We start from the raw sequence: 23,669 nt of genomic DNA, 5'->3' as shown, positions 1-23,669 counted from the left end.
TATGAAATTACCAAAGCTAGTCATTTTTGATTTTGATGGAGTAATTGCAGACACAGCACCAATTCATTTTAAAGCATGATATAAAGTATTTTTTGATTATTTTGGTATTGAAATTGATGAAATTTATCTTGATAAATTTAGAGGAATTAAGAGAGAAAAATGTCTTGAGATTTTATTAAAAGATTATAAAATTGATATAGATAAAATTAAATTTTCATTTAATGAAATAGTTAATAAAAAAAATTATATATATTTAGAAACACTTTCAGATAAAAATGCTTTAAGAGTCTTTCAAGGAACTATAAATTTGATAAAAAAACTTTATAATAAGAACATAAAGTTGGCTCTAGCTTCAGCTTCTAAAAACTCTGAAAGAATGTTAGATACTTTAAAATTAACTAAGTATTTTTCATATATAACTAATCCTGATGAAGTAGCACCAAAACCTGACCCAGAAATATTTATTAAACCTTATGAAGTTCTAAAAATAGATCCAAAAGATTGTTGAGGAGTAGAAGATTCTCAAGCAGGAATAACTTCAATTAATAAGGCAAATATTTTCTCTATAGGAATTGGAGATAGACAATTATTGGCAAAAGCCAATATTATCTTTAATAATTTAGATGAAATAGACATTAATAAAATAATACAAGCTTATAATTTAAAATAAAAAAATCTTGAAGTAAATCCAAGATTTTTTTATTAAAGCGTATAGAATGCTTTTTTAAAATGTAATGTGCCAATTAACTCATAAGCAAATAGAGGTATGTTTAAAGTAATTAATTGAATTATGCATAGCCAATATAATTTGCTAATATTTTTTTCAGTATTTTTATTTATTGCTATATTTATAAAAATAATAATATGAATTATAAATAGAGTAATGCTAACTATAGATAAAAGTATCAGAATTCATCAAAAAGGGAATCTTGAACTAATAGCTATATAAATTGTTGCTATAAGTAAAGTAGCAGATCAAACACCACCTAACATAAAACTTCCTTTTTTTATACTTTCTGAATTATCAACTGCTCTTGCCATATTTATCTCCTAAGAAGTAACTGCTTCTTTTATTTTTTTATTTGCTTTTTTATTTTCTAGATTTGTATTTTTTGTATTTTCTAATTCAATATAATTTGGATCAAATTTTTTGAATCATGAGATTTTTCCAAGTACCATAGTCAATACAATTGAAACTCCCATATTTATTATGTTAGCTATCATAAATCATAGGTAAGCAGTACCAGGGAAAGTTTTAACTCCTTCAACTTTAGAGTTAATTTGTACACTAAGTACTCCTAATCAACTACCATTACCAATGGCTTGAGCAGTAACACCACTAATTACTAAGATTTCTAATCCAATAGCAGCTGATATACAACCTGCAATGAATGGGAATAAGTATTTTAAGTTAACCCCATAAAGTGCTGGTTCAGTTACTCCTAGATAAGCTGCTGTTACTGAAGCTGCTCCAACTTCACGAGCTTTTGGGTCTTTTTTGTTTAATATCATTCATCCAATTACTGCACTACCTTGACCAATAGCTTGGGCACAGACACTCATAAATATAAAGTCTCCTCCATATTGAGCTACATTTTGTATCATAACTGCATTTAATAAATGATGCATTCCTGTAATGACCAGTCCTGCATGTAGAGCACCAATAATTAATGCAAAGAAGTATTTTGCAACTGAGTTTGTTAATGCTCATTGAAATCCAATTCCAATAGCACTACCAAGTATATATCCAAGTGGACCAATTATAAATAATGCTAATGTATATGAACCTAATAGTGTAACTGTTGGTACAGAGATTTGATTTATTACATTTGGACTTACTCTTTTAATTCATAAGTTTAAGTAAGCTCCAACAACTCCAACTCCCATTGCTGGGATAACTTGTGATGTATATGCAATTTTTCATGGGTATTGCATAAATCCTCAATCAAATGCTACATCTTTTCCCGCTTTTTCTAATTCTTTGACTATATCTCAGATTCAAAGACTTTGCATTTCTCCTGATGAGAAAACATCATAAACGTTAAGTAGAGGACCAACTAGTAAAGTAAGTCCTACAAGAACTCCTAATATTTCATCAGCTCCCATTTTTTTAAAGATACTTCAACAAATACTTACAGGTAGCCACCAGAAACAGACTTGAGCTGGTATTCATAGAAAAGCATTTAATCCATTAATGAATTGACTTACATTTACCATACTTCATCCAAGTATAGGTGTTCCATCAGCATTAAAACGGCCTGTAAAGAATGTTTCATTAAAGTTAGCTTCAAATATATTTCTTATTCCCAATATTATTCCCCCAGAAACTAAAACTGGAACAATAGGTATAAAGATATCTGACATATAGTTTAGAAATCTTTTAAATAAATTACCTTTCTTATTAACTATTTGTTTTACATCTTGTTTTGTTGATTTTTCTAAATTAAATTTATTTGTAAAAGTATTATATACATCTCCAACATCAGTTCCATAAACTATTTGGAATTGCCCTGAAGCTGTAAAGGTTCCTTTAACACCATCCATAGATCTAATTTTATTTTCATTTATTAAACTACTATCTTTAGCTACTATTCTAAAACGTGTAATACAATGAGTAGAATAAGCAATATTTTCTTTACCACCCAAAGCACTAAGAAGAGTATCTAAATATTCATCAGTTAAAAATTCTAATTTCCTTTTTTTAGACATAATTATTTATTTAACAAAGCAAAAGAAGCATTTTCTGCTAAAGAACTCACTTCTTCTCATTGTTTTTCATCCTCTGTTTCTAGAAATGCTTTTAGATAAACTATAACAAATCTCATTTCCTTAGATTTATCATAATCTTCTTCTTTAACTTCATTTTTTGATGAATTTTTTACATTTATTGTAACTTGATATGGTTTTTTATTTAAATCCTTTGTTTGCTTTTGAATATAATTTACAAGAGTAGTAGTATTATCAAATTCTTTTAGCTTTTCATTATCAATTTTTATAGTTTGTTGCAATTTGCCTGAATCTTTTGAATAATTTAGACTGTAATGTGGACCAGTGCATGCAACAACTGTACTTGATGTTAATGTAATAACTTGTAAACTAGCTAAAACACTTAATAACTTTTTAATTGTAATCATTCCTTTCTTTGGTTGTATCCAATTTAATTAAAAAGCTTTTATTGCAAAAAATCAATCTCCAAAAAACATAGATTATAAGGAATTTTTTCTAAAATATTAAAAAAACCCTTTAAAATAGGGGTTTTTTAATTTTTTTCCTTAGAATATGAAAATAAATATGTTGTATATACATATTAGTAGAACTTTGAAAATCTTACATCAAAAGTGTTATTTTTATATCTTCGTTCAAAGATTTCTATTATTTTGTTCTCTTTTGAAAACAAAATACCATAAACAACAGGGGTAAAATTAGAGACATTGTCTTTCAATATTTCTATATCATCTTTATTTTTAGGTTCCATTTTTAGATAATTTATTTGATTATCAAGTTCTATCTCATTTTCATTAATGAAATCAATTAATGAGTTTTTTATTTTAAACAAATCTAAACTACTAATAACTTCTTTATTAATGAAAGAATCAATGTAGAAACTTTCTTCTTTATCTCTATAATATATTTTTCTATAAGAATGAAAATTACTCTCATTTGCATTTTTAATATTTAAATTTTCAAGAATCAAGGGTAATCTTCCAGAATTATGTTCGAATACCTCTTTTTTCTCTTCTTTAAGTTTCTCACCCATGCTTGTTAACTTTATAGTAGAAATATGGGGGTTTATATAATAGCCACTTCCTTTTTTAACTTTTAAAAATCCTTTATTCAATAGTTTTAACAATTCATTTCTTGCTGTTTGTCTTGTAGTTTTGAATTTTGTTGCTAAAAAATTTTCACTTGGAAAAGTCTTTACTTTGTTATTTTCCTTTATTAATTTTAAAAGATATTCTTCTATCATTTTACTTTTATTCATTTTTTCACCCAAAGTAATTATATAAAATACAAGGCAAGTTTTATAAATATTTAATAGGATTATAAAAGGCATATTTCTTTATGACTATATCTAATTTTTATATAATCATTTTTTTTATTGTCATTTGAATTACCTTTTGAAGAATATCTGCTTTAGAAAAATAGAATGTATTTTAATTAGATCAATAATACAAATATTAGTTAACTTTTTGCATATCTAATTTATAACTCTCAATATAAGCTATATTTTAAAAAAAAACTAAATAAAAACTATTTTATTACTATTATTTGTAATTTTTATATCATTTATATTATTAAAAGACCTTATAAATTGTTAATTTTTTCTAATTGATATATTTAGTTATTTTTTGTTAAAATTAATTTATCTTTGGGGAGAATAAATATGATTAATCAAATAAATTCAGATAGTAAATTAATAACTTTGATAGCTAGAATTGAAAAAACAATCTTGTCGACAGGAAATAATGGTTCTAATTACTTAATTTTAAACTTAATAGATATGTCAGGAAGAATTGAAGCAAGACTTTGAAATTCAACAGATGTTGATGTAGAAGAGTTAAAAACAGGAGAAATTGTTAAAATTGAAGCAGCAACAAATGTTTATAGACAACAACTGCAACTAAAAATAAATTCTTATGAAATCATAAAAGAAGAAGATTTCGAAAAACATAGTATTAGTGCAGAAATGTTTAGTATAAGTGCTCCTATAAATGTTGAAACAAATTATGATAAACTAATCGATTTTTTAGAAACAATTGAAAATGAACATTATAAAAAAATTACATTATCTATATTGAAAGAATATGAAGTAGAATTTAAATCCTATCCAGCTGCAGTAAGCATTCACCACAATGTTATTGGGGGTTTATTTTGACACAGTTATTCCTTATTAATGGGAGCAAAAGCAATTAAAGAAGTATATAAATATGCAGAAATTGATTGAGAATTAGTTTATTGTGGAGCAATACTTCACGATATTGGAAAAGTGATTGAAATGGATGGAAAAAATGCATCAGAATATACAGATGAAGGAAAATTATTAGGTCATATTTCAATTGGAAATACTTTTGTTTCTAATAAAGCTATTGAATTAGGTTTAAAAGACAATAAAGATGTTTTAAAACTGCAACATGTTATTTTAGCAAGTCATGGTAAAAATGAATATGGTTCACCAGTTGAACCAAATTTAATTGAAGCAGTTTTAATTTCATCATTAGATGCTTTAGATGCAAGAATTTATAAAATTAATGATGAATTGTCAAAAGTAGAAAAGGGTAGTTGAACTGCAAGAATTCTTTCAGAAGAAGGTAGAAGTTATTTAAATCATTATCAAAAAAAGAAAACTAAATAGTTTTCTTTTTTTATTTTAATTTTTTATAAATAATATCTAAATCTAATAAATCTCCAGGTTCAGTATTAATTTTAAAAGTATATCCTTTTTCTTTTATATATTTTGGAACAATATGCTCGTGATAATGAAATACTACTTGAAAGGCCTCAGAACCTTGATTTGAGACATAATTAATCCCTTTAGCATTTAGTTTTTCTTTTAATATTTTTGCCACTATTTTTTTAGTTTTTGCAACTTCTTGTAAGTAAAAATCATCAGTTTGCTCATAATCTTCAAAATGTTTTTTTGGAATAACAAGTGAGTGACCATTACTATTTGGAAATATATCTAAAAAAGCCAATGTATAGTCATTTTCATAAATAATTTTTGCATTCATCTCTTTATCAATAATTTTACAAAATATGCAATCCATTTTTAAACCTCATTTCATTAATATTTTACAAAAAAATAAACCTTAAATTAGGTTTATTTCATTTTTATTCGTCTTTATCATTTTCATTTTTAATGTATGAACCAATTTTATTTCATAATCCTGCATAATATACTTCGTCTTTGTCTAAATATTTTGAATATATTATTGTTTTTGCCAAATCACTTGAAGAGCTATCTTTTGAAATTCCATACATAATTTGATTTAGTAAAGCAGCTTGAGCTTGTTTTCCTGTATTTTGATTATTTACTAAATCTTGAATATCTTTAGAATGAAGATCTTTATTGTTGTTATTGTTTCATCTATCTGTATATACATTGTCATTACCAATTGTATTACTGAAAATCATTGCTTTTTTGTCATCTTTACCTTTACCAGTTATTTCATATGTACTTTCAGTTGGATTTGATCCACCTAATAATTCGATCATATAAACTGGTAAAACTAGAACTAAATCTGCATAATTTGAATTTGATGAATCAACTGTTAAGAAGTTAGAACCATTTTTAACAATTCCTGCTCCTTTAGTTCATGATTTAACATTTGCTTCATAAGCTTTTCCTGAAATAGGACTATCACCTAGTGAACTATCTCCGTTATAAATTGTTAATCCTTGATATCCACTTCAACCAAAGTATGAATCATATCCTGATTTATTATCAATTACTGGTTTTGGAACTCCATCTTTAGAAGATGTAGTAGGAAATAAATTATATATTTCACTTATAGATTTTCCTGTTTTTAAAGCTCCATTACTTGGGTCAATGATACTTTGTTTTCTTAATTCTTGATTTATTATATCAATTGTACTTGGTTCTGTAATATCAAATCTAATAGTTCAAACCATTTTAACATTAGTTTTTCATGATTCACTTGAACTATCACTTAAAGTTTGTGTTTTAGAAAAAACAGAAGAAGAAGAGTTTATATATGGACTTTTTCCTTTGTCTTTGCTATCTTTAATATCAAACATTGTTGATTTTAAATACGCTGTTGTTAATAAGTTTTCATTTAATTCTTCTAAGATTTTTGATTCAAAATAATCTTGGAATCTTAGATATAAAGCTGTTTTTGAACTTATCTTATGATATTTTCCACTGTCATCTACTACTCCAAAGACTGCTTTTTTTTCTCCACTATATTCACTTGTTAAATCTTTTATTTCTGGAAGATGTGCTGATTTATTTTTTGAATCTTCATATGTAAATCTTCAAATTTTATCTTCACTAGCAGTATCTCCACTATTAAAATAAATATATTTATTTTTCTTTGAAACACTAATATCTTCTGTTCCATCAAATGATTTTACTTTTGTAGCCTTTTGAATATTTAAACTGTAACTGTTTTGAACACTTCAATAGTCAAGTCTGTCACCTTTTATTGATTTAGTATATTCTTCAAAAAGTTTATTTTCTGCAATTGTTCTTGTCTCTAATTTATATTTATCTTTAAATAAATTTTCAATACCTTCACTAGTAGAAGTATATTTTTCTTTGAAACCTAATCTATCATAGATACTATTTGTAGAGTCAAATGAATATTGTAATGAAAGTAATTCATTTACCATATTGACTACTACTGATTCAATTTCTGAATCAGTAAACATTGAACCAAAATCAATATTTGCTAAATCTTTATTTCCTGAAATAGAGACTAGCAATTGTTTTGCCAAATCTCTGTTTAATTTTGGACTTGTTATTCTTTCTTTTGTTGCACAAGCAACAACTAAAGAAGGGGAAGAGACAGTTAATGAAACTGCACTAAGTATTCCTAGTAATTTTTTCATTATTTAGCACCTCCATTTTTATAAAAAGCATATGAGTTTTCAATATTTGTATAAACTAAATTATAGTTTCTTGAAATTTGTTGATTTGTTTCTGATGTCTTTTTATTACTTTTTGCTTTTGAAACTGTAACATCATTTGTAGGTTTTCAAAATTTCTCATCTACTTTTGTTACAATTTCTCCATCATATCAAGTATTTTTTATAGTTTTTTTTGGATAATTACTTGCATCTGTTTTAGCTTCTATTTCATCAGCTCATTTGTTATTTGCACTATAAAATGCTCTTGAAGAGCTTTGCCCAATTCAACTTTGCTTTGTTCTAACTTGACTGTCAAATCAGTCTTTTGTTTTGTCTATTGTTTCTTGCGTTGTTGAATTATCACTTTTACCAAATTCTACATAGTTTTGTATAAATTGTTCTTGAGATAGATTTTTTTCAGTTCCTATAGAAATTTCAAAGAAATAATCTAATACACAAGTCATTCAATAAGTACTTGAAGAGTCACTTGCAGTTGAACTTACTTGAGCTCATTTCTTAACTTCTGTCATAATATCAAAACTAGAAGCTGATCCAGAAAGACCTTTTAACATTGAAGTATTAACTAAATAGTGAAGATAATCATTTTTAACTGTTGAGTTTAAACTTCTATAATAACTTCCTTCTTTTTCTTTTTCTGCATTGCTAATATTTTGAAGTTCTTCAACTTTTTGTTCTGGTTTTAGTTTATTAAAGTTTTTAAATGTATTTAATTCATTTGTTGTATTAGAATTTATTTTTGTTCCATCTAATCCTTCTTGTTTTATACCTTTTTTATCAGTTGCAGTTTTATTTAAAAGATCATATCTATCAATTTTAACAATATGAAGTCCTGAAGCATCTACATAGAATACTTGTCCTTTATCATTGTAAGCATAGAAATTTTTTTCAGTTCCTTTTTTTCTTGAGATTTTATCAATTAAACTTTCAACTGTAGGTGCTTTTGTTGTTTCATCTAGTGGTAATGCTATACCATTTTTTTCATTACCACCCAAAACATAATCATAAACAACAGTTCTCATATCTTGAGTAAAGTCTGTTGAGTTACTTAAAGTCATTAATTTATCATAATGTTTAACAGTAGCATCTTCTCTATAGTCTGCTTTTCCTGCTATCATTCAACGATTTCAACTAGCATCTCCATAAGTAGTATCAACTGCTGCTTTTAAAAGATTATTAGTTTTAGATTCATCTTGTTTATCTTTTGACATAAAACTATTTTTAGTAAATCCTTTATCAAATGTTCCACCTTCAGAAAAAGGTATTACAACTTCACTTATTGCAAGTGGAGCTTGTGTATTGTATCATTTGTCCAAAAAGAATCTTTGAGAATTACTTAAGAATCCAGCTCTTGAACTATTTGTATCACTAACTGTGAAGTTATTTAAATTAACTGGTGCATCATATTGAATTTTTTCTCTTGTAATATTTGTATCATTAATAACTTCTCTAGCTTTGTCAGCTAATTCTTTATCTGACATTGATGAATTTATTTTTGTTTGTTCTCAGTTATTTGTGTCTTTTTCTACTGAGTTTTTAATTTGAGATAATTGATCTAAATCTGTTCTCAAATAATTTGCAATACTTGAATCATTTGCATCTGTTGCCTTAACAATTCTTTCTAAAGAACTATATTTTTTAACAATATCGTTTGAGCTTATTCAAGTAACACCCATTTGATCTGTGTTAATTAAAATATCTAATAATGTTTTTGAAGCATTATTATTTGCATCTGACAATAAAATATCTGATTTATATTTGTTTTCTAGGAAGTCTTTGTCCATTGACTTTACATCATCTTGATAAACACTATACTTGTTAACAAGCATTTTATTTCATTCTTTTTCTCATTTTTTACCTTTGTCTTTTTTATATTTATCTTTTTCAGAAGATATTTGTCTATCTACTGCGTCATTTAAAGCACTTCATCTATCTTTCAAGATTGTTGATAAATCATAATTTGTATAAATGTTTTTATCATTTATAAGATCTGTATTTTTATCTGAATTTGCTAAAATAGATAAATTTATCATTTTTAAAAGATCCAAAGTAAGTTTTTCTTTATTTTTTGGACCATTTTCAGCATTAATTAGTTTAACAAGTATATCATTTGTACTAATTTGTGCTTTTCCATTTATTGATTGTAAAAATTGAATAAGAATTGAGTTTCCGTCTTTATCTTTTTTGTCATAGTTTGTACTACAAGCAACAGCCATTTGTGCTGTTGTTGCAACTAAACTAACACTTCCTAACAGTGTTAATAATTTTTTCACACCATTCACTCCTTGGTTTTTGTATCAAAATAATTATAAAGAAAAAATAAATAAAAAGACATTAAATTAACAATTAATTATTAAATAAAATATTACTTAGTTATTAAGAAACCATTTAAAAATGAATAATTTTTTCATTGATAAGTATTTATAATAATAAAGCAAGGAGTTTTTGAAATGCATAAATTAGAAATAAAAAATCTATATGTAAGTATAGAAGAAAAAGAAATTTTAAAAGGAGTTAATTTAACTGTTAATTCAGGAGAAATTCACGCTCTTATGGGTCCTAATGGTAATGGAAAATCAACATTACTTATGGCTATTATGGGACATCCGAAGTATGAAATTATATCAGGAGATGTTTTGATTGATGGGGAATCAATTTTAGAAATGAGCGTTGATGAAAGGAGTAAAGCTGGATTATTTTTAGCAATGCAAAATCCACAAACTATTCCTGGAGTATCAAATTTGGAGTTCTTAAAATATATTGTCAATGCTCACAGTGATGAAAAGAAAAAACTGCAAGAGATTTTTAAAGATATTAAATCTGGAGCAAAGGATTTAGATTTTGATTTAAATATGCTTAAAAGATTTGTAAATGATGGATTTAGTGGGGGGGAAAAGAAAAAAAATGAGATTTTACAGTTAAAAATGTTAAACCCCATATTTAGTTTAATTGATGAAATTGACTCAGGACTAGATGTTGATGCATTGAAAGTGGTTTCAAAAAACCTAAACCAAGTTGATTTAGCAAGAAATGCTATGATTATTGTTTCTCATTATGATAGATTTTTCAAAAAAGTAAAACCTACACATGCACACGTTATTATTGAGGGAAAAATAGTAACAAGTGGAGGAAATGAAATTGTTGATAGAATTAATAAAGAAGGTTATTCATGAGTAAAGGAATTAGCTAAATAATGACTAATTTTGAACTAAATAAATCATATATAGATTTTAGAGATAACTTACCTTCAAGTTTTACTTTTGATAGCAATGAAAATAAAATAATATTGTTGGAAAATAAATTTGGAACAGTTGATTTAAATTTACAAGAAGATGTTGAAATAACTATTATTATTTTATTTCTTCCATCAAAGAACAATTCAAAAAAAGACTTTAATATTAATTTTAACTTAAGTAAAAATTCAAAATTAAATTTAAAAATATCAAATATAGCAAATTATAATTGTGATGATAATTTTTCAATTAATTTGAATGAAGAAAATACAGCAGTGGAATTTTACAATGCAACCATCATTAATAAGAATTTTAATAAAAACTCAATTATTAAATCAATTCATAATGCTCGAAACTCTTATTCAAATATTAAAACTTATGAAGTTTTAAAAGATACTTCAAAAGGTTTTATAAGATGTATTAGTGATATTAAAAAAGGTTCTAATCAAGCTGAAGCTCATCAAGAATTAAGATTATTAGTTCTAGATAAAGAGGCAAAAGCAGATTCTGATCCAGTTTTATTAATTGATGAAAATGATATTGTAGCAAGTCATGCCAATGCTATTGGCATGCTTGACCCAGATCAAGTATTTTATTTGTTATCAAGAGGTTTAAATAAAGTACAAGCTCAGGAGTTAATTATTAATGGTTATTTTGAACCAATATTTCAAGAAATTAAAGATGAAAAATTACTTGACTACTTAAAAGAAAAATTAAAGGAAATGATTTAATGAATTTTAAAGATAACTTCTCATATTTTAAAAATAATTCTAATGAAATTTATTTTGATTCAGCAGCAACTTCTATTAAATTTGATGAAGTTATTAAAGCACAAAGTGAGTATGACTTAAAAATAGGTGCAAATGCTCATAATAATTTATTTAATAATGCTTATAAAGCTAATCAAATATTGAGTGAAACAAGAGAAAAAATAGCTAATTTTATTGGTGTAGAAGATAAAAATGAGATTATTTTTACAAGTGGAACAACTCATTCACTAAATCAATTAGCATTTGGAATGAGAAATTACTTAAAAGTAAATGATGAAATTTTATTGACAAAAATTGAACATTCTTCAAATTTATTGCCTTGAAGAGTTTTAAGCGATGAGTGTCAATTAAAAATAGATTATTTAGAATTAGATGAGAATTTTTTAATAGATATTTCAAAAATTAAAGACAAATTAACAAAAAATACAAAAGTTATTTCATTTGCAATGAATTCAAACACTACTGCAGGTTTAAATAACGTTAAAGAAATTGTAAAGAAAATAAAAAGTTTTAATAAAGAAATAATCGTAATATTAGATCTAGCTCAATCAATTGCTCACAATATAATAAACGTAAAAGATTTGAATGTTGATTGTATAGCATTTTCAACACACAAAGTTTATGGACCTTTTGGTTTAGGAATATTGTGAGCCAAAAAAGAAATTTTACAGTGGTTAAAACCAATATTTTATGGTGGGGGAAATAATGCGAGTATTGATATTAGCAATTATAAACTTGCTCCTATTCCAGATAAATTTGAAGCAGGAACTTTAAATTTATCTGCCATATATGCTTTTAATAAGTGTTTAGATATTATCAATACAATAAAAATGCAAAATTTAATCGCTTATGAAAAAGAATTAAAAATATATTTTAGAAGTAAATTAAAACAAATAGATAAAACAAAATTTGAATTCTATAATATAGAAAATGACCAACCAATTGTTTTATTTAACTTAAAAAATGTAAATTCACAAGATTTTGGAGCTTTTTTAAATAAAAAATATAATATATCAGTTAGAGTTGGTAAACATTGTGCTAGATTAGCAACTGATTTGCTTAAAGTTAATTCAACAATAAGAGCAAGTTTTTCAATATATAACACAAAAGAAGATATTGATAAGTTTATAGAAGCATTAAAAGATTGTGATAGTTGAATCAACGAATTAATATAAGGAGGTTTAATATAATGTTTGATAAAAATGATAAAATACAGTTAAGACAAATAATAATGGAACATTATACTGAACCAGACTTTAAAGGTTTAATTGAAAATGATAAAGCACTTATAAAGTTTCAAGATTCACCTACATGCAGTGATGAAATAAATGTTCAACTATTAATAGAAAATGACAATATTGTTGATGCTAGATTTGATGGAAATGCATGTGCTATTTCAACAGCTTCAACAGATATACTTTGTTCTAAAATAAAGGGTTTAAAGATAAAAGAAGCTCAAGAACAACTTGTAAATTACTACAATATGATTTCAGGAAATGAATATAATGAGCTAATTTTAGATGAATTAATAGCATTTTGAGAAATAAACAAACAAGGAAATAGAATAAATTGTGCTCTATTAGGAGCAGATGGATTTAAATCTATTTTAAATAAGGAGGTGTAGAAAATGAAAAAATTAAAACAAGAAGAAGAAATAAAACAAATATCTGACTATAAATATGGTTTTAATGAAGGTGAAGTTTCTACATATAAAGTACAAAAGGGATTAAATGTAGATGTTGTAAAAGAGATCTCTAAACATAAAAATGAACCAAAATGAATGTTAGATTATAGATTAGAAAGTTTGAATATATTTGAACAAAAACCACAACCAAACTTTGGACCTGACTTAAATTGAATTAATTTTAATGATTATTATTACTATACAGAAGGTGCTGGCAAAACTGTAAAAACTTGAGATGAAATACCAGATAATATTAAAAGAACTTTTGATCGTTTAGGAATTCCAGAGGCTGAAAAGAACTTTTTAGCAGGTATTAATGCACAATGAGATGCTCGCCCAGTTTATGAAAGAATGAACGAAGAGTTAGAAAAACAAGGAGTTATTTTTACAGACTGTGATAGTGCTTTAAGCAAATATCCAGAATTATTTAAAAAATATTTTGGGCAATTAGTTAAAAATGATGATAACAAATATGCTTCGTTAAATGGAGCTGTTTGATCAGGGGGAACTTTTATTTATGTACCAAAAGGTGTTAAATTAGAAAAACCCTTACAAGCTTATTTTAGAATTAATTATCAAGCATCAGGTCAATTCGAAAGAACTTTAATAGTTGTTGAAGATGATGCAGAATTACACTATATTGAAGGATGTACTGCTCCAATTTATTCAGAAAATAATTTACATGCAGCTATAGTTGAAATATTTGTTGGTAAAAGATCAAGTGTTAGATATACAACAGTGCAAAACTGAAGTGATAATGTTTTAAATTTAGTTACAAAGAGAAGTCTTGTTGAAGAAGATGGAAGAATGGAATGAATTGATGGAAATATTGGTTCAAAAGTAAACATGAAATATCCATCATGTATTTTAAAAGGAGATAGAGCACAAGGAGACACAATCTCTATTGCTGTTGCTAAAAAAGGTGTTTATCAAGATGCTGGAAGTAAAATGATTCATTTAGGAAAAGAGACAAAATCCAAAATTGTTTCAAAATCAATTACATTTCAAGGTGGAACTGCAAATTATAGAGGTTTAGCTTATATTGGACCTAATGCCATAAATTCTAAAGCAAGAGTTGAATGTGATACGTTAATTTTAGATAATCAATCACATTCAGATACTATTCCTCAAAATAAAGTACACAATAATCAATCACAAATTGAACATGAAGCTACAGTTTCAAAAGTAAGTGAAGAACAATTATTTTATTTAATGAGTAGAGGATTAGATGAACAACAAGCCTTAGAAATCATTGTTATGGGCTTTTTAGAGCCCTTTACAAAGGAATTACCATTAGAATATGCAGTTGAGTTAAATCAATTGATAAAAATGGATATGGAAGGTTCTGTAGGATAATAAAAAAAAGCAATTAACTAATTGCTTTTTTTGTTACTTTTTTTGTTATGCATTTATAGCAGAATAAAACAGAAAGTTCAATTTTAAATCCGATTTTTCCTACTTTAAATGAGAAGTTATTTACTTCAGGTATCGTTTTGTCAACAGTTTCAAATCACTCCATATATTTACTACTTGTACATTTTTTCTTACAATTTGTACAATTTATTGTTTTAATTTCATTTCTTTTAATAATAGCTTTAATTTCTGCTACATATCATTCAAAATCATTTTTAGGATATTGATCTGAAAAATATTTATCAAAAGCATCTGCAAGTGAACGTTCTCCTGAATCAATTTTTTGTTTTTTGTCATTATACTTTTTAATTAAAAATGGAAGTATAAAAGATACTGTAACTAAAGTTGTTGCTGAAATTCCATTGCATATTGCAATTATAATATCTGTTTCTGGAGTCAAAAAAATCATATAATAAGTCCTCTTTTCTACATCACAAGTTCTACGCCATCAATGTCATAAGGAAATTCTTCAATAAGAACTCCTTCAACACCTTCTTTAAAAGTAAGTTCTGTTAAACCACAACCAACACAATTACCCTTAAGCCTTATATAAACTAATCTATTTTTTATAGCAACAAATTCCATATCTCCACCATCTTGTGTTATATACATTCTTAATTGCTCAAGAGTTGCTTTTACTTTTTCTTCTAAATTGCTAATTTTTTCCAAAATTTCACCTCTCTTTTAAAAATTTTTTTTAAAATTCTTATTGATATTACAAATTAAGTTTATAATTAATTTGTAAGGAGAGCAATAGGATGTTAAATAAAGGACAAAAAGTAAATGCTAAAATTACTGCTATAGTGAACTATGGAGCTTTTTGTGAAGTAATAGATGAAGATCAAGTAATAAAAGGTTTAATTCATATTTCAGAAATATCAGATTTTTTCGTTAAAAGTGTAGATGAATTTTTAGCTTTAAATGAAGAATATGAAGTTGAAGTTATAGAAACTTTAACTGATAAAAATCAAGTTAAATTAAGCTATAAATCAATTAGACCAGAGTTATTAAAAACACCAGAAACTAAAATTAAAGAAACAAAAAGTGGATTTGATAACCTAAAAAATAGCGTAGAATCATAGTAACAAGGAGTAATATTAAAATGATAAAAATAAATTTGGAGTATTCAAAAATTGAAAAGGAAGTTAAATCATTTGATGAATCTAAATTAAAAAAAGTACATGAAATGATTGAAAATAAAACAGGAGTTGGAAGTGATTTTCTAGGATGAGTTAACTGACCAATAACCTTTGATAAAGATGAATTAAGTAAAATGAAAAAAGTGGCTAATAACTTAAGAACAAAAATAAATGTTTTATTAGTAGTTGGTATTGGGGGAAGTTATTTAGGTGCTCGTGCAGCAGAAGAGATGATTAGAGGATTATACTCAAATGATAGAGTTGAACTAATTTATATTGGAAATACAATATCTTCTACATACACTGAGCAAATAGTTAATTATATTAAAAATAAAGAATTTGGAATAGTAAATATATCAAAATCAGGAACTACAACAGAACCTGGTATTGCATTTAGAGTTTTTAAAAAACTTTTAGTTGATTTAAAAGGAAAGGAAGTAGCAAAAGAAAGAATTGTTGCAGTAACAGATAAAACAAAAGGTGCTTTAAAACAGTTAGCAACAGCTGAAGGTTATGAAACTTTTACAATACCAGATGATATTGGAGGTAGATTTTCAGTGTTTACTCCAGTTGGGATTTTTCCTCTACTAGTATCGGGAATTAATGTTGATGATATCTTTAAAGGAGCTAAAAAAGCTATGGAGGATACAAAAAATATTGGCAATGAAGCATATAAGTATGCAGTTGCGAGATATATATTAAATGCTCAAAAAGGATATAAAGCAGAAACTTTAATTAGTTATGAATTGCAAATGCAAATGTTTACAGAATGATGAAAACAATTATTTGCTGAATCAGAGGGAAAAGATGGTAAAGGTTTATTTCCTACAAGCTGTGTATTTTCAACAGATTTACATTCACTAGGACAATTTATTCAAGAGGGAACAAAAAATATTTTATTTGAAACAATAATTAGTGTTAAAAAACCAAATCTTGATTTAAATGTACCAAAGAATAAAGAAGATTTAGATGGTTTAAATTACTTAACTAGCAAATCTTTTCATGAAATTAATGAAGTTGCAATTGAAGGTGTAATTGATGCTCATGCAAATGCAGGGGAAGTTCCTAATATAATATTGGAATTTGAAAAAATGGATGCTGAAATGTTTGGTTATGCAGCTTACTGATTTATGAAGGCTTGTGCTTTAAGCGGATATTTATTAGAAATTAATCCTTTTAATCAACCAGGAGTTGAAGTTTATAAAACAAATATGTTTAAATTACTTAAAAAACCAGGATTTTAGAAAAAAATAAAAAAATGATAGTAAACTATCATTTTTTTAAACTAAAATTAAGTTATAGGAGTATGAGATATGTTAACAAAAGATAATTTAATCTATTTAAGAGATAAACAAAAAATTTTAGATAACTATATAATGGAAGCAAAAAATTTAGTTTTAAATAAAATAATAATTAAAAAGAAAATAATTGCTTTTCTAGTAGAAATTTCTGAATTTATAAATGAATATAGAGAATTCAAATACTGATCTAATAAAGGTCCAAGTGAAAGACAAACTATATTAGAAGAATTAATTGATTGTTTACATTTTATTATTAGTTTAGGAACTAACGTAAATTTTGATTTTTCTAAATTTGACAGTAAAATGACAAAAGCAACTGATATAGATTCTTGAAGCATTAATGTTTATAAAAAAACTTTACTTTTTGAAGAGAAATTTAATGTTCAAACATATGATGAATTATTAGATGAATTTTTATCAATAACTTATATATTAAATATAAGCAATGATGAAATCTTAAGTGTTTATAATAAAAAAAACGAAATTAATTTTAATAGACAAGATACAGGTTATTAAAATATAAGGGGGTATTATATGTCAGAAAAAAAAGATCTAAAAAACATTTATAACTATAAACCCTCAAATCCAGATGATCCTAAAATACCTTCTTTTGATCAAGAACTAAGTAATCAATATATTAGCTCATTTGATGACTCCAAATTTTATTTTGAATCAAGTATTAATAAAAATATTGTTGAAAATTCTAAAAACGATTCAGAAGTTCTAATTGAAGGATTAGAAGATAATAAACAAAATGCAAATAGTATAATAGCTAGAATTAAAGAATTTAATGAATCAAAAAATTCACCTAAAACACAAGATGATGAACTTGTAACAAATGAACTTATAATGCCAGATCCAACCTCTGAATTAAATATTTTGAATATAATTAGAAATAATAAGTATAGAAGTATGGAAAATATAGCAAAAACTAGAGAAACAATTAAAAAAACTCGCAAAGAGGTTAGAATAAAGCTTACAGAAAAGGAAATAAAAAAGATTTTAAGTACTTTTAAAATTAAAGTTATAAAAGTTACTCAAAAAGAAGTTGTGCTTAAAAATAGTAAGTATGGTTTTGAAATTTTTAAAAACTCATCTGATAATCGATATTGGGTTGTAGCATCGTGTTTTGAAGAAATTTGAAATCCTATTAAAAGTACTTATTCAAATTTATGAAATGGAAATGCTTTTATAGGTTATGGTTATAATGATTTTGATGAAATGATTGAAAAAACAAAAAATTTAATGATAAAAGGTAAAACAGGAAATATAATTTGAAGAGATTTTGTGATTGGATGAAATAAAGAAAAAAATAGATTTTATGCAGCAGATAAACCAACTCAATTTACTTTTGCAGAATATAAAAAAATAGTTAAATGATATAAAGAAAATAAAATTCGAATTTTAGTTAAACAAACTAAGGTTAAAGATATTGAAGATTTAATGGAAGAAAACAGATTAAAAAGACAAAAAGGTGAAAAATTATCTGGTATGTCAACAATACAAGCAAAATTGCTAGATCCACCACGAAGAGCATCATTAGTTTTTGGATATCCTGTTAATAATCCTAAATATAAAGGAAAGGATTTTGCAAACCCTGAAAATAAATTATATGAAATAGGGTTTGCTCTTACTGAATAAAATGAAAATTACATCGGTTACTAATAGTTTAATTGAAGAAATTTTATCTTACAAAGATACAAAAACTCAAAAACAAACAAATAAATATCTTATTGAAGGAATAAAAATGGTTGATTTAGCTATAAAGAAAAATGTAGTTGAAATGATTTTAGTGGAAACAAAATTATTTGAAAAATACAAAAACTTTGAAAATGTAGTTGAAATATCTGATAATGTTTCAAAAAAAATATCTGACTTAAAAACCACTCAGTCTATTTTTGCTGTTTGCAAAATTATAAAACAAGAAGATTTACCAGGAAATTATCTTATTTTAGATGGTGTTCAAGATCCAGGAAATCTTGGAACTTTAATAAGAAGTGCTTTCGCTTTTGGTTTTAAAAATATAATTTGCTCAAATGATTGTGTAAGTTTTTATAATTCAAAAGTTTTAAGAGCAACTCAATCTAATCATTTTGATTTAAATCTTAAAAATGAAGAACTAATAAATTTCATAAATAAATTAAAGCAAAGGAATATAATAATTTTAGGTACTTTATTAAGAAAAAACAGTTGTAATCTAAATGAAATTAAAAATAAACAAATAGCTTTAATACTTGGAAATGAAGGTAACGGTATTTCAAAAGAAGTATCTAAAACTATTGATAAAAATATAATAATAAACACAGATTCAGAATTGGAAAGCTTAAATGTTGCAATTGCAGGATCAATTTTAATGAACAATATCTATTCATTAAAATAAAGGAAAGGAAATTTAATAATGAGACAATATAATGCCTTAATTAATAATGAACTAATAGATAATGGACAATGATTAGAAATAATGAATCCAGCAACTTTAAATGTTGCAGGAAAAGTAACAGCATTAACTGCTGAAGAGATTAATAAAGCTTTTAGTGTTGCAAGAAACTCTCAACAAAGTTGAGAAGAGGTACTGTTACTTGATAGAATCTCTATTTTAAGAAAATTTAGAGATTTAATTGATGAAAATAAAAATGAAATAGCTCAAATAATTTCAGAAGAAATTGCAAAAAACTTAAAAGAATCACTTTCAGAAGTTATTAGAACAATTGAAATTATAGATTATACTTTTGAAGAAGCTAAAAGAATTGAACCATTAGCTTTAACTGGAGAAGGAATGGGAGCTAAAAACAAAATTGGAATTTTTTCAAGAGTTGCAAAAGGAGTTGTACTTGCAATTTCACCTTTTAATTATCCTTTTAATTTAGCTTTTGCAAAAATTATTCCAGCATTAGTAATGGGAAATACAGTAGTATTTAAACCTGCAACAGCAGGGAGCTTAGTTGGAGCATATATGTCTAATTTAGTAATACAAGCAGGACTTCCAAAAGGTATCTTTAATATTGTTACAGGTAGAGGAAGAGAAATTGGTGATATCATTACTTCAAATCCAGAAATTGATATGATTTCTTTCACTGGAAGTGTTGGAATAGGAAATCAAATAAGAAAAATGGGAAGTACAACTGATTTAGTATTAGAATTAGGAGGAAAAGATCCTGCTCTAGTATTAGATGATTTGAATTTAGAAAAATATGCAGATGAAATAATAAATGGTGCCTATGGATATTCTGGACAAAGATGTACAGCAGTTAAAAGAGTTCTTGTTAACAATAAAATAGCTGATAAATTGGTGCTTATATTAAAAACGAAAATTAATTCATTGAGTGTTGGAATGCCAAAAGATAATGCATTTATTACTCCTGTAATTGATGAAAAATCAGCAGATTTTATTCAAGGTTTAATTGATGATGCAAAAAATAAAGGTGCGGAAATTATTACAGGAAATAAGAGGGAAAAAAATTTAATGTGACCTACATTAATTGATAAAGTAACAATTGATATGAAAGTAGCATGAGAAGAACCGTTTGGACCAGTTTTACCAGTTATGAGAATTGATTCAATAGATGAAATGATTAAAATTGCAAATGACTCACAATTTGGTTTGCAAGCAAGTGTATTTTGTCAAGATATCTCAATAGCACTATCGACTGCCAAAAGAATAAAAACAGGTACAGTAAATATTAACTCAAGACCACAACGAGGACCTGATAGTTTTCCTTTTCTAGGAATTAAAGACTCTGGAGAAGGTGTACAAGGCATTAGAGAGTCTCTATTAAGCATGACAAGATATCAGGGTCTTGTTATTAATTATTAAAAATAAAACTTATTGAATTAGCAATAAAAGACATTAATTAAATATTTTCAATAAATACTTTATATATTTATTATTTTTCAATATAATCTTTTTAGACATCTAATGATGTCTTTTGTTTTTTTAAGAGTATCACTATAATAGGAGGTAAAATGTTTAAAAAAAGTAACAAAAGTTATACAACTTTTAAAATTTTATTCCTATCCTTTTTAATTTTTTCAATAATTTCATTTATATTATCAAGTTTTTATGATCTTAAAATAAATACATGATTTGCAAAGGGAATGGATATATATTGATTAAAAATTTTAACTTGAGTTTATGAAGAAATTGGAATGACACAATCTTATTTATTTATATTTTTATTTATAGCTATTTATTTTGAGATAAAAGTAATTGAAAAAAAAGATAAAAAAATTTGAAAATATGTTCTTTGAGCATTTTATAGCGCTGTTTTAATATTTTGAATTACAGCAAATTCTATATGAATTGTAACTACAACTAAAATTGATGATGGTTATGGTATTGGAATTAGTGGTTGATTTTTAGAATCATATGATATCAGACAAATAATACTTATAGTTTTATTTATAATTGAATCATTTGCTATAGCAGCTGTATTTTGATATATAAGATTTATTTTTATTAAAAAGCCTTATTCTATTCTTTGCGAATACAAAGTTGATACTATTAAAGCTTTTAGTGCTTTTATTTTTACTAGTCTTGTTGTTTATTTAATGAAAGTAATTTTTGGTAGGCCTTATTTTTATAGTGTCGATTTTGAAAATATTTTTTATTCAGACAGAGTAGATCCTTTATGAAGACAGTATTGATTAGAAACAGGTCATAAAATAAAAAGTTGGGGAGTTATTAACCAAACAACAGGGCGTGTAAATGGAGTAAATTATTTAGAGTGATGACAAATAAATGATTTTTTTTCAAATATTGGAGATCTTTTTAATCCGTTAGGAACTGGTAAAGCTGGATGATGAAACTTAGATTTTCCATCAGGTCATATGATATCTTGTTTCACAATGATATATGCATGTTATTTTTTTATGGGAAGAAATAGGAAATTAAATTGAAAAATTTGATCTGCTATTATAATTTGATTTATTCATTTAAATATTATTCAATACACTCAAATAATTTCAAGAACACACTGAATATCTGATACATCATTTTCTATTATTTTATGTTTGGTAGTATTAATTTTTAATGGAAGGATAATTGATTTACTAAGGCAAAAAATTGCTAATAATCAAAAAATAAAGCAAAATAAACAAAAAAATATCACAAAAGCTATTTAAATTAGAGAATAGATATTAAAAAACTTTTATTAGGCGTTTTCTTTTTATAATTTTATTACTTGTCTTTCATTTTTTTAAGTGCTAAAATATTTATGTATTTTAGGGCTATATAAGATAGGGGCATTTAAATGAAAATTAATATATTTTTTAGCGTATTTAGTTGAGTAACAGCGTCAGTTTTAAGTTTTTTAGGATTTTTTCTGATTGGTGAACAGTTTGGTATATTCGTTTCAACATCTGAACTTTCATTACTTAGAAGTTTACAAATAACTTCAATTTTATTAATCATATTATTGTTTATTTTTGGAATATTGGAAGTTTCTATAAAAAAAGGTGTTATTATTCCAATTTTATATACAATACCAGCTATAGTTTTAGCAATTTTAAACATAGTTTTTTTAGTAAATTTAATGCAAAAATTTACTTCATTAAGTTTACAAATATCAATAGTAAGTTATTTTTTAAAAAATATCATAACTTTATCAATTAGTTCATTACTTTTGTTAACTTCAATAGTACCTATTTTCCTATTATCAAAAAAAACTGATAAAAATATTAAAGAAAAAGATAATATATTATCAAAAAAATCACTAAATGATTTATCATCAATTACTTCTAGTGAAAATTCAAAAAAAAGCCCTGAATTTAATCCAGAGTTTACTTCTACTCCAAATGAAAAAACATTTAATATGGTAGATAAACTTGCTAAATTAAAAGAAGATATTAATAATAATAAATTTCATGAAGAAGAGTTGATAGAAGAAAAAAATATTCCTTTAGAAAAAGATTTTTTTGATGACAATTCATTAGAAAATGTTCCTTTAGAAAATAATGCATATGAAAACAACTCATTAGATGTTGAATTTTTAGATAATAATCCAATTTTTAAAGTAGAAAAACCAATTTTAAAAGAAGATAAGTATGAAGAATTTGAAAATAACTCAATTAAAAAAGCAACAAATAAGGCAATGAAAAATGTAGCACCTGTTAACGATATTCCTAAGTTAGAAGAATTACCTCCTATTTTAGAACCTAAGGATCCATATAAACAAACTATAGTTCCTAGAAGATCTGCTCAAAGAGCAGGAGAATTTGATCAACCCATTGGAAATGTTGTAAAACCAACTTATGTTCAAAGAAATATAAGAAAAACAGCTAAATTAGATGAAAATTATCAAGGGAAAGTCTTTTTAGGAGACTCAGATAGAATTTGAGAGGCAATGAAAAAACAAAATAGAAAATTGACTCCAAAAAAACTTAAAACAGATCAAGGTTTAAGCAAATCAAGCACTGTAAATAATTTAAGTAGAGGAAAAACAAAAACTATGGAAATAAATATGGATAATATTTTAGATCCTGTAAATAATAAAAAAGACGATCAATTCACACCAACAATTGATTGA

At 25.4% G+C, this 23,669-nt stretch carries 24 protein-coding genes (1 of these 24 only partly in view); 15 read left to right on the top strand and 9 right to left on the bottom strand.

What is annotated here, in order from left to right; translation table 4 throughout:
• The first annotated feature begins 1 nt into the window (after nucleotide 1).
• Nucleotides 2-670: an HAD family hydrolase gene (locus tag SFLOR_RS04460; RefSeq protein WP_100916873.1), complete on the top strand. Its 669-nt coding sequence runs from the start codon at nucleotides 2-4 to the stop codon at nucleotides 668-670.
• A gap of 32 nt (nucleotides 671-702) precedes the next feature.
• Here the strand turns inward: SFLOR_RS04460 and SFLOR_RS04455 are convergent, their stop codons facing one another.
• From SFLOR_RS04455 to SFLOR_RS04440, 4 genes are all read right to left on the bottom strand, one after another.
• Nucleotides 703-1,041 carry a hypothetical protein gene (locus SFLOR_RS04455; protein ID WP_100916872.1) on the bottom strand — a complete coding sequence of 113 codons (339 nt, stop codon included), beginning with the start codon at nucleotides 1,039-1,041 and terminating at the stop codon, nucleotides 703-705.
• 9 nt (nucleotides 1,042-1,050) lie between these two features.
• Nucleotides 1,051-2,709: a PTS transporter subunit EIIC gene (locus tag SFLOR_RS04450; RefSeq protein WP_100916871.1), complete on the bottom strand. Its 1,659-nt coding sequence runs from the start codon at nucleotides 2,707-2,709 to the stop codon at nucleotides 1,051-1,053.
• A gap of 2 nt (nucleotides 2,710-2,711) precedes the next feature.
• Nucleotides 2,712-3,134, bottom strand: coding sequence for a hypothetical protein (locus SFLOR_RS04445; RefSeq protein WP_100916870.1), 423 nt, complete (start codon nucleotides 3,132-3,134; stop codon nucleotides 2,712-2,714).
• 173 nt (nucleotides 3,135-3,307) lie between these two features.
• Nucleotides 3,308-3,982, bottom strand: a complete 675-nt coding sequence (locus SFLOR_RS04440) for a GntR family transcriptional regulator (protein ID WP_100916869.1) — start codon at nucleotides 3,980-3,982, stop codon at nucleotides 3,308-3,310.
• A gap of 402 nt (nucleotides 3,983-4,384) precedes the next feature.
• Here SFLOR_RS04440 and SFLOR_RS04435 point away from each other — a divergent pair, with 402 nt between their 5' ends.
• Entirely contained in the window at nucleotides 4,385-5,353 is a 969-nt protein-coding gene (locus SFLOR_RS04435) for a 3'-5' exoribonuclease YhaM family protein (RefSeq protein WP_100916868.1), read from the top strand.
• Between the two features lie 10 nt (nucleotides 5,354-5,363).
• Here the strand turns inward: SFLOR_RS04435 and SFLOR_RS04430 are convergent, their stop codons facing one another.
• The 3 genes from SFLOR_RS04430 to SFLOR_RS04420 all read right to left on the bottom strand — a co-directional run bounded on the left by SFLOR_RS04430 (nucleotide 5,364) and on the right by SFLOR_RS04420 (nucleotide 9,878).
• A complete protein-coding gene (locus tag SFLOR_RS04430; protein ID WP_100916867.1) occupies nucleotides 5,364-5,765 on the bottom strand; it encodes an HIT family protein in 402 nt (133 codons plus the stop codon).
• Between the two features lie 64 nt (nucleotides 5,766-5,829).
• Nucleotides 5,830-7,569 (bottom strand): lipoprotein, encoded by a 1,740-nt coding sequence (locus tag SFLOR_RS04425; RefSeq protein WP_100916866.1) that lies wholly within the window; start codon nucleotides 7,567-7,569, stop codon nucleotides 5,830-5,832.
• Entirely contained in the window at nucleotides 7,569-9,878 is a 2,310-nt protein-coding gene (locus SFLOR_RS04420; RefSeq protein WP_100916865.1) for a lipoprotein, read from the bottom strand. Before SFLOR_RS04420 ends, SFLOR_RS04425 begins: the two co-directional genes overlap by 1 nt.
• A gap of 177 nt (nucleotides 9,879-10,055) precedes the next feature.
• Here SFLOR_RS04420 and sufC point away from each other — a divergent pair, with 177 nt between their 5' ends.
• Genes sufC through sufB form a run of 5 tightly spaced genes read left to right on the top strand, consistent with a single transcriptional unit; the run spans nucleotide 10,056 to nucleotide 14,648 of the window.
• A complete protein-coding gene (gene sufC / locus SFLOR_RS04415) occupies nucleotides 10,056-10,799 on the top strand; it encodes a Fe-S cluster assembly ATPase SufC (RefSeq protein ID WP_100916864.1) in 744 nt (247 codons plus the stop codon).
• A complete protein-coding gene (locus tag SFLOR_RS04410) occupies nucleotides 10,799-11,569 on the top strand; it encodes a SufB/SufD family protein (protein ID WP_100916863.1) in 771 nt (256 codons plus the stop codon). Before sufC ends, SFLOR_RS04410 begins: the two co-directional genes overlap by 1 nt.
• Nucleotides 11,569-12,783: an aminotransferase class V-fold PLP-dependent enzyme gene (locus SFLOR_RS04405; protein WP_100916862.1), complete on the top strand. Its 1,215-nt coding sequence runs from the start codon at nucleotides 11,569-11,571 to the stop codon at nucleotides 12,781-12,783. The genes SFLOR_RS04410 and SFLOR_RS04405 overlap by 1 nt, the downstream gene beginning before the upstream one ends.
• Before the next feature lie 14 nt (nucleotides 12,784-12,797).
• Entirely contained in the window at nucleotides 12,798-13,232 is a 435-nt protein-coding gene (sufU, locus tag SFLOR_RS04400; protein ID WP_100916861.1) for a Fe-S cluster assembly sulfur transfer protein SufU, read from the top strand.
• Between the two features lie 3 nt (nucleotides 13,233-13,235).
• Entirely contained in the window at nucleotides 13,236-14,648 is a 1,413-nt protein-coding gene (gene sufB, locus SFLOR_RS04395) for a Fe-S cluster assembly protein SufB (RefSeq protein ID WP_100916860.1), read from the top strand.
• A 13-nt stretch (nucleotides 14,649-14,661) separates the two neighbouring features.
• Here the strand turns inward: sufB and SFLOR_RS04390 are convergent, their stop codons facing one another.
• Nucleotides 14,662-15,114: a hypothetical protein gene (locus SFLOR_RS04390; protein ID WP_100916859.1), complete on the bottom strand. Its 453-nt coding sequence runs from the start codon at nucleotides 15,112-15,114 to the stop codon at nucleotides 14,662-14,664.
• Between the two features lie 17 nt (nucleotides 15,115-15,131).
• Nucleotides 15,132-15,374, bottom strand: a complete 243-nt coding sequence (locus SFLOR_RS04385; RefSeq protein WP_245858710.1) for a NifU family protein — start codon at nucleotides 15,372-15,374, stop codon at nucleotides 15,132-15,134.
• Nucleotides 15,375-15,463: 89 nt separating this feature from the next.
• On the opposite strand from SFLOR_RS04385, the gene SFLOR_RS04380 reads away from it, so the two are divergent.
• The 8 genes from SFLOR_RS04380 to SFLOR_RS04345 form a co-directional block, all read left to right on the top strand.
• Nucleotides 15,464-15,787 (top strand): S1 RNA-binding domain-containing protein, encoded by a 324-nt coding sequence (locus tag SFLOR_RS04380; protein WP_100916858.1) that lies wholly within the window; start codon nucleotides 15,464-15,466, stop codon nucleotides 15,785-15,787.
• A gap of 20 nt (nucleotides 15,788-15,807) precedes the next feature.
• Entirely contained in the window at nucleotides 15,808-17,088 is a 1,281-nt protein-coding gene (locus SFLOR_RS04375) for a glucose-6-phosphate isomerase (RefSeq protein WP_100916857.1), read from the top strand.
• Nucleotides 17,089-17,157: 69 nt separating this feature from the next.
• Nucleotides 17,158-17,661 carry a dUTP diphosphatase gene (locus tag SFLOR_RS04370; RefSeq protein WP_100916856.1) on the top strand — a complete coding sequence of 168 codons (504 nt, stop codon included), beginning with the start codon at nucleotides 17,158-17,160 and terminating at the stop codon, nucleotides 17,659-17,661.
• An 18-nt stretch (nucleotides 17,662-17,679) separates the two neighbouring features.
• On the top strand, nucleotides 17,680-18,786 hold the full coding sequence (locus SFLOR_RS04365; protein ID WP_100916855.1) for a hypothetical protein: 1,107 nt from the start codon (nucleotides 17,680-17,682) through the stop codon (nucleotides 18,784-18,786).
• A 1-nt stretch (nucleotide 18,787) separates the two neighbouring features.
• Complete coding sequence (locus tag SFLOR_RS04360; RefSeq protein WP_100916854.1) at nucleotides 18,788-19,525, top strand: TrmH family RNA methyltransferase; 738 nt, start codon at nucleotides 18,788-18,790, stop codon at nucleotides 19,523-19,525.
• A gap of 18 nt (nucleotides 19,526-19,543) precedes the next feature.
• Nucleotides 19,544-20,959, top strand: a complete 1,416-nt coding sequence (locus tag SFLOR_RS04355) for an NADP-dependent glyceraldehyde-3-phosphate dehydrogenase (RefSeq protein WP_100916853.1) — start codon at nucleotides 19,544-19,546, stop codon at nucleotides 20,957-20,959.
• A gap of 149 nt (nucleotides 20,960-21,108) precedes the next feature.
• Nucleotides 21,109-22,266, top strand: a complete 1,158-nt coding sequence (locus SFLOR_RS05950; RefSeq protein ID WP_169919196.1) for a phosphatase PAP2 family protein — start codon at nucleotides 21,109-21,111, stop codon at nucleotides 22,264-22,266.
• 128 nt (nucleotides 22,267-22,394) lie between these two features.
• On the top strand, nucleotides 22,395-23,669 hold the 5' portion of the coding sequence (locus SFLOR_RS04345; RefSeq protein ID WP_100916852.1) for a hypothetical protein. It continues 9 nt past the right edge of the window; 1,275 of the gene's 1,284 nt are visible here — the first part of the coding sequence; its start codon is at nucleotides 22,395-22,397; its stop codon lies beyond the right edge, outside the window.

Source organism: Spiroplasma floricola 23-6 (assembly GCF_002813555.1).
Taxonomy (GTDB): domain Bacteria; phylum Bacillota_I; class Bacilli_A; order Mycoplasmatales; family Mycoplasmataceae; genus Spiroplasma_A; species Spiroplasma_A floricola.
The sequence above is the reverse complement of the archived record's forward strand: the minus strand, read 5'-3'. Positions and strand labels throughout refer to the sequence as shown.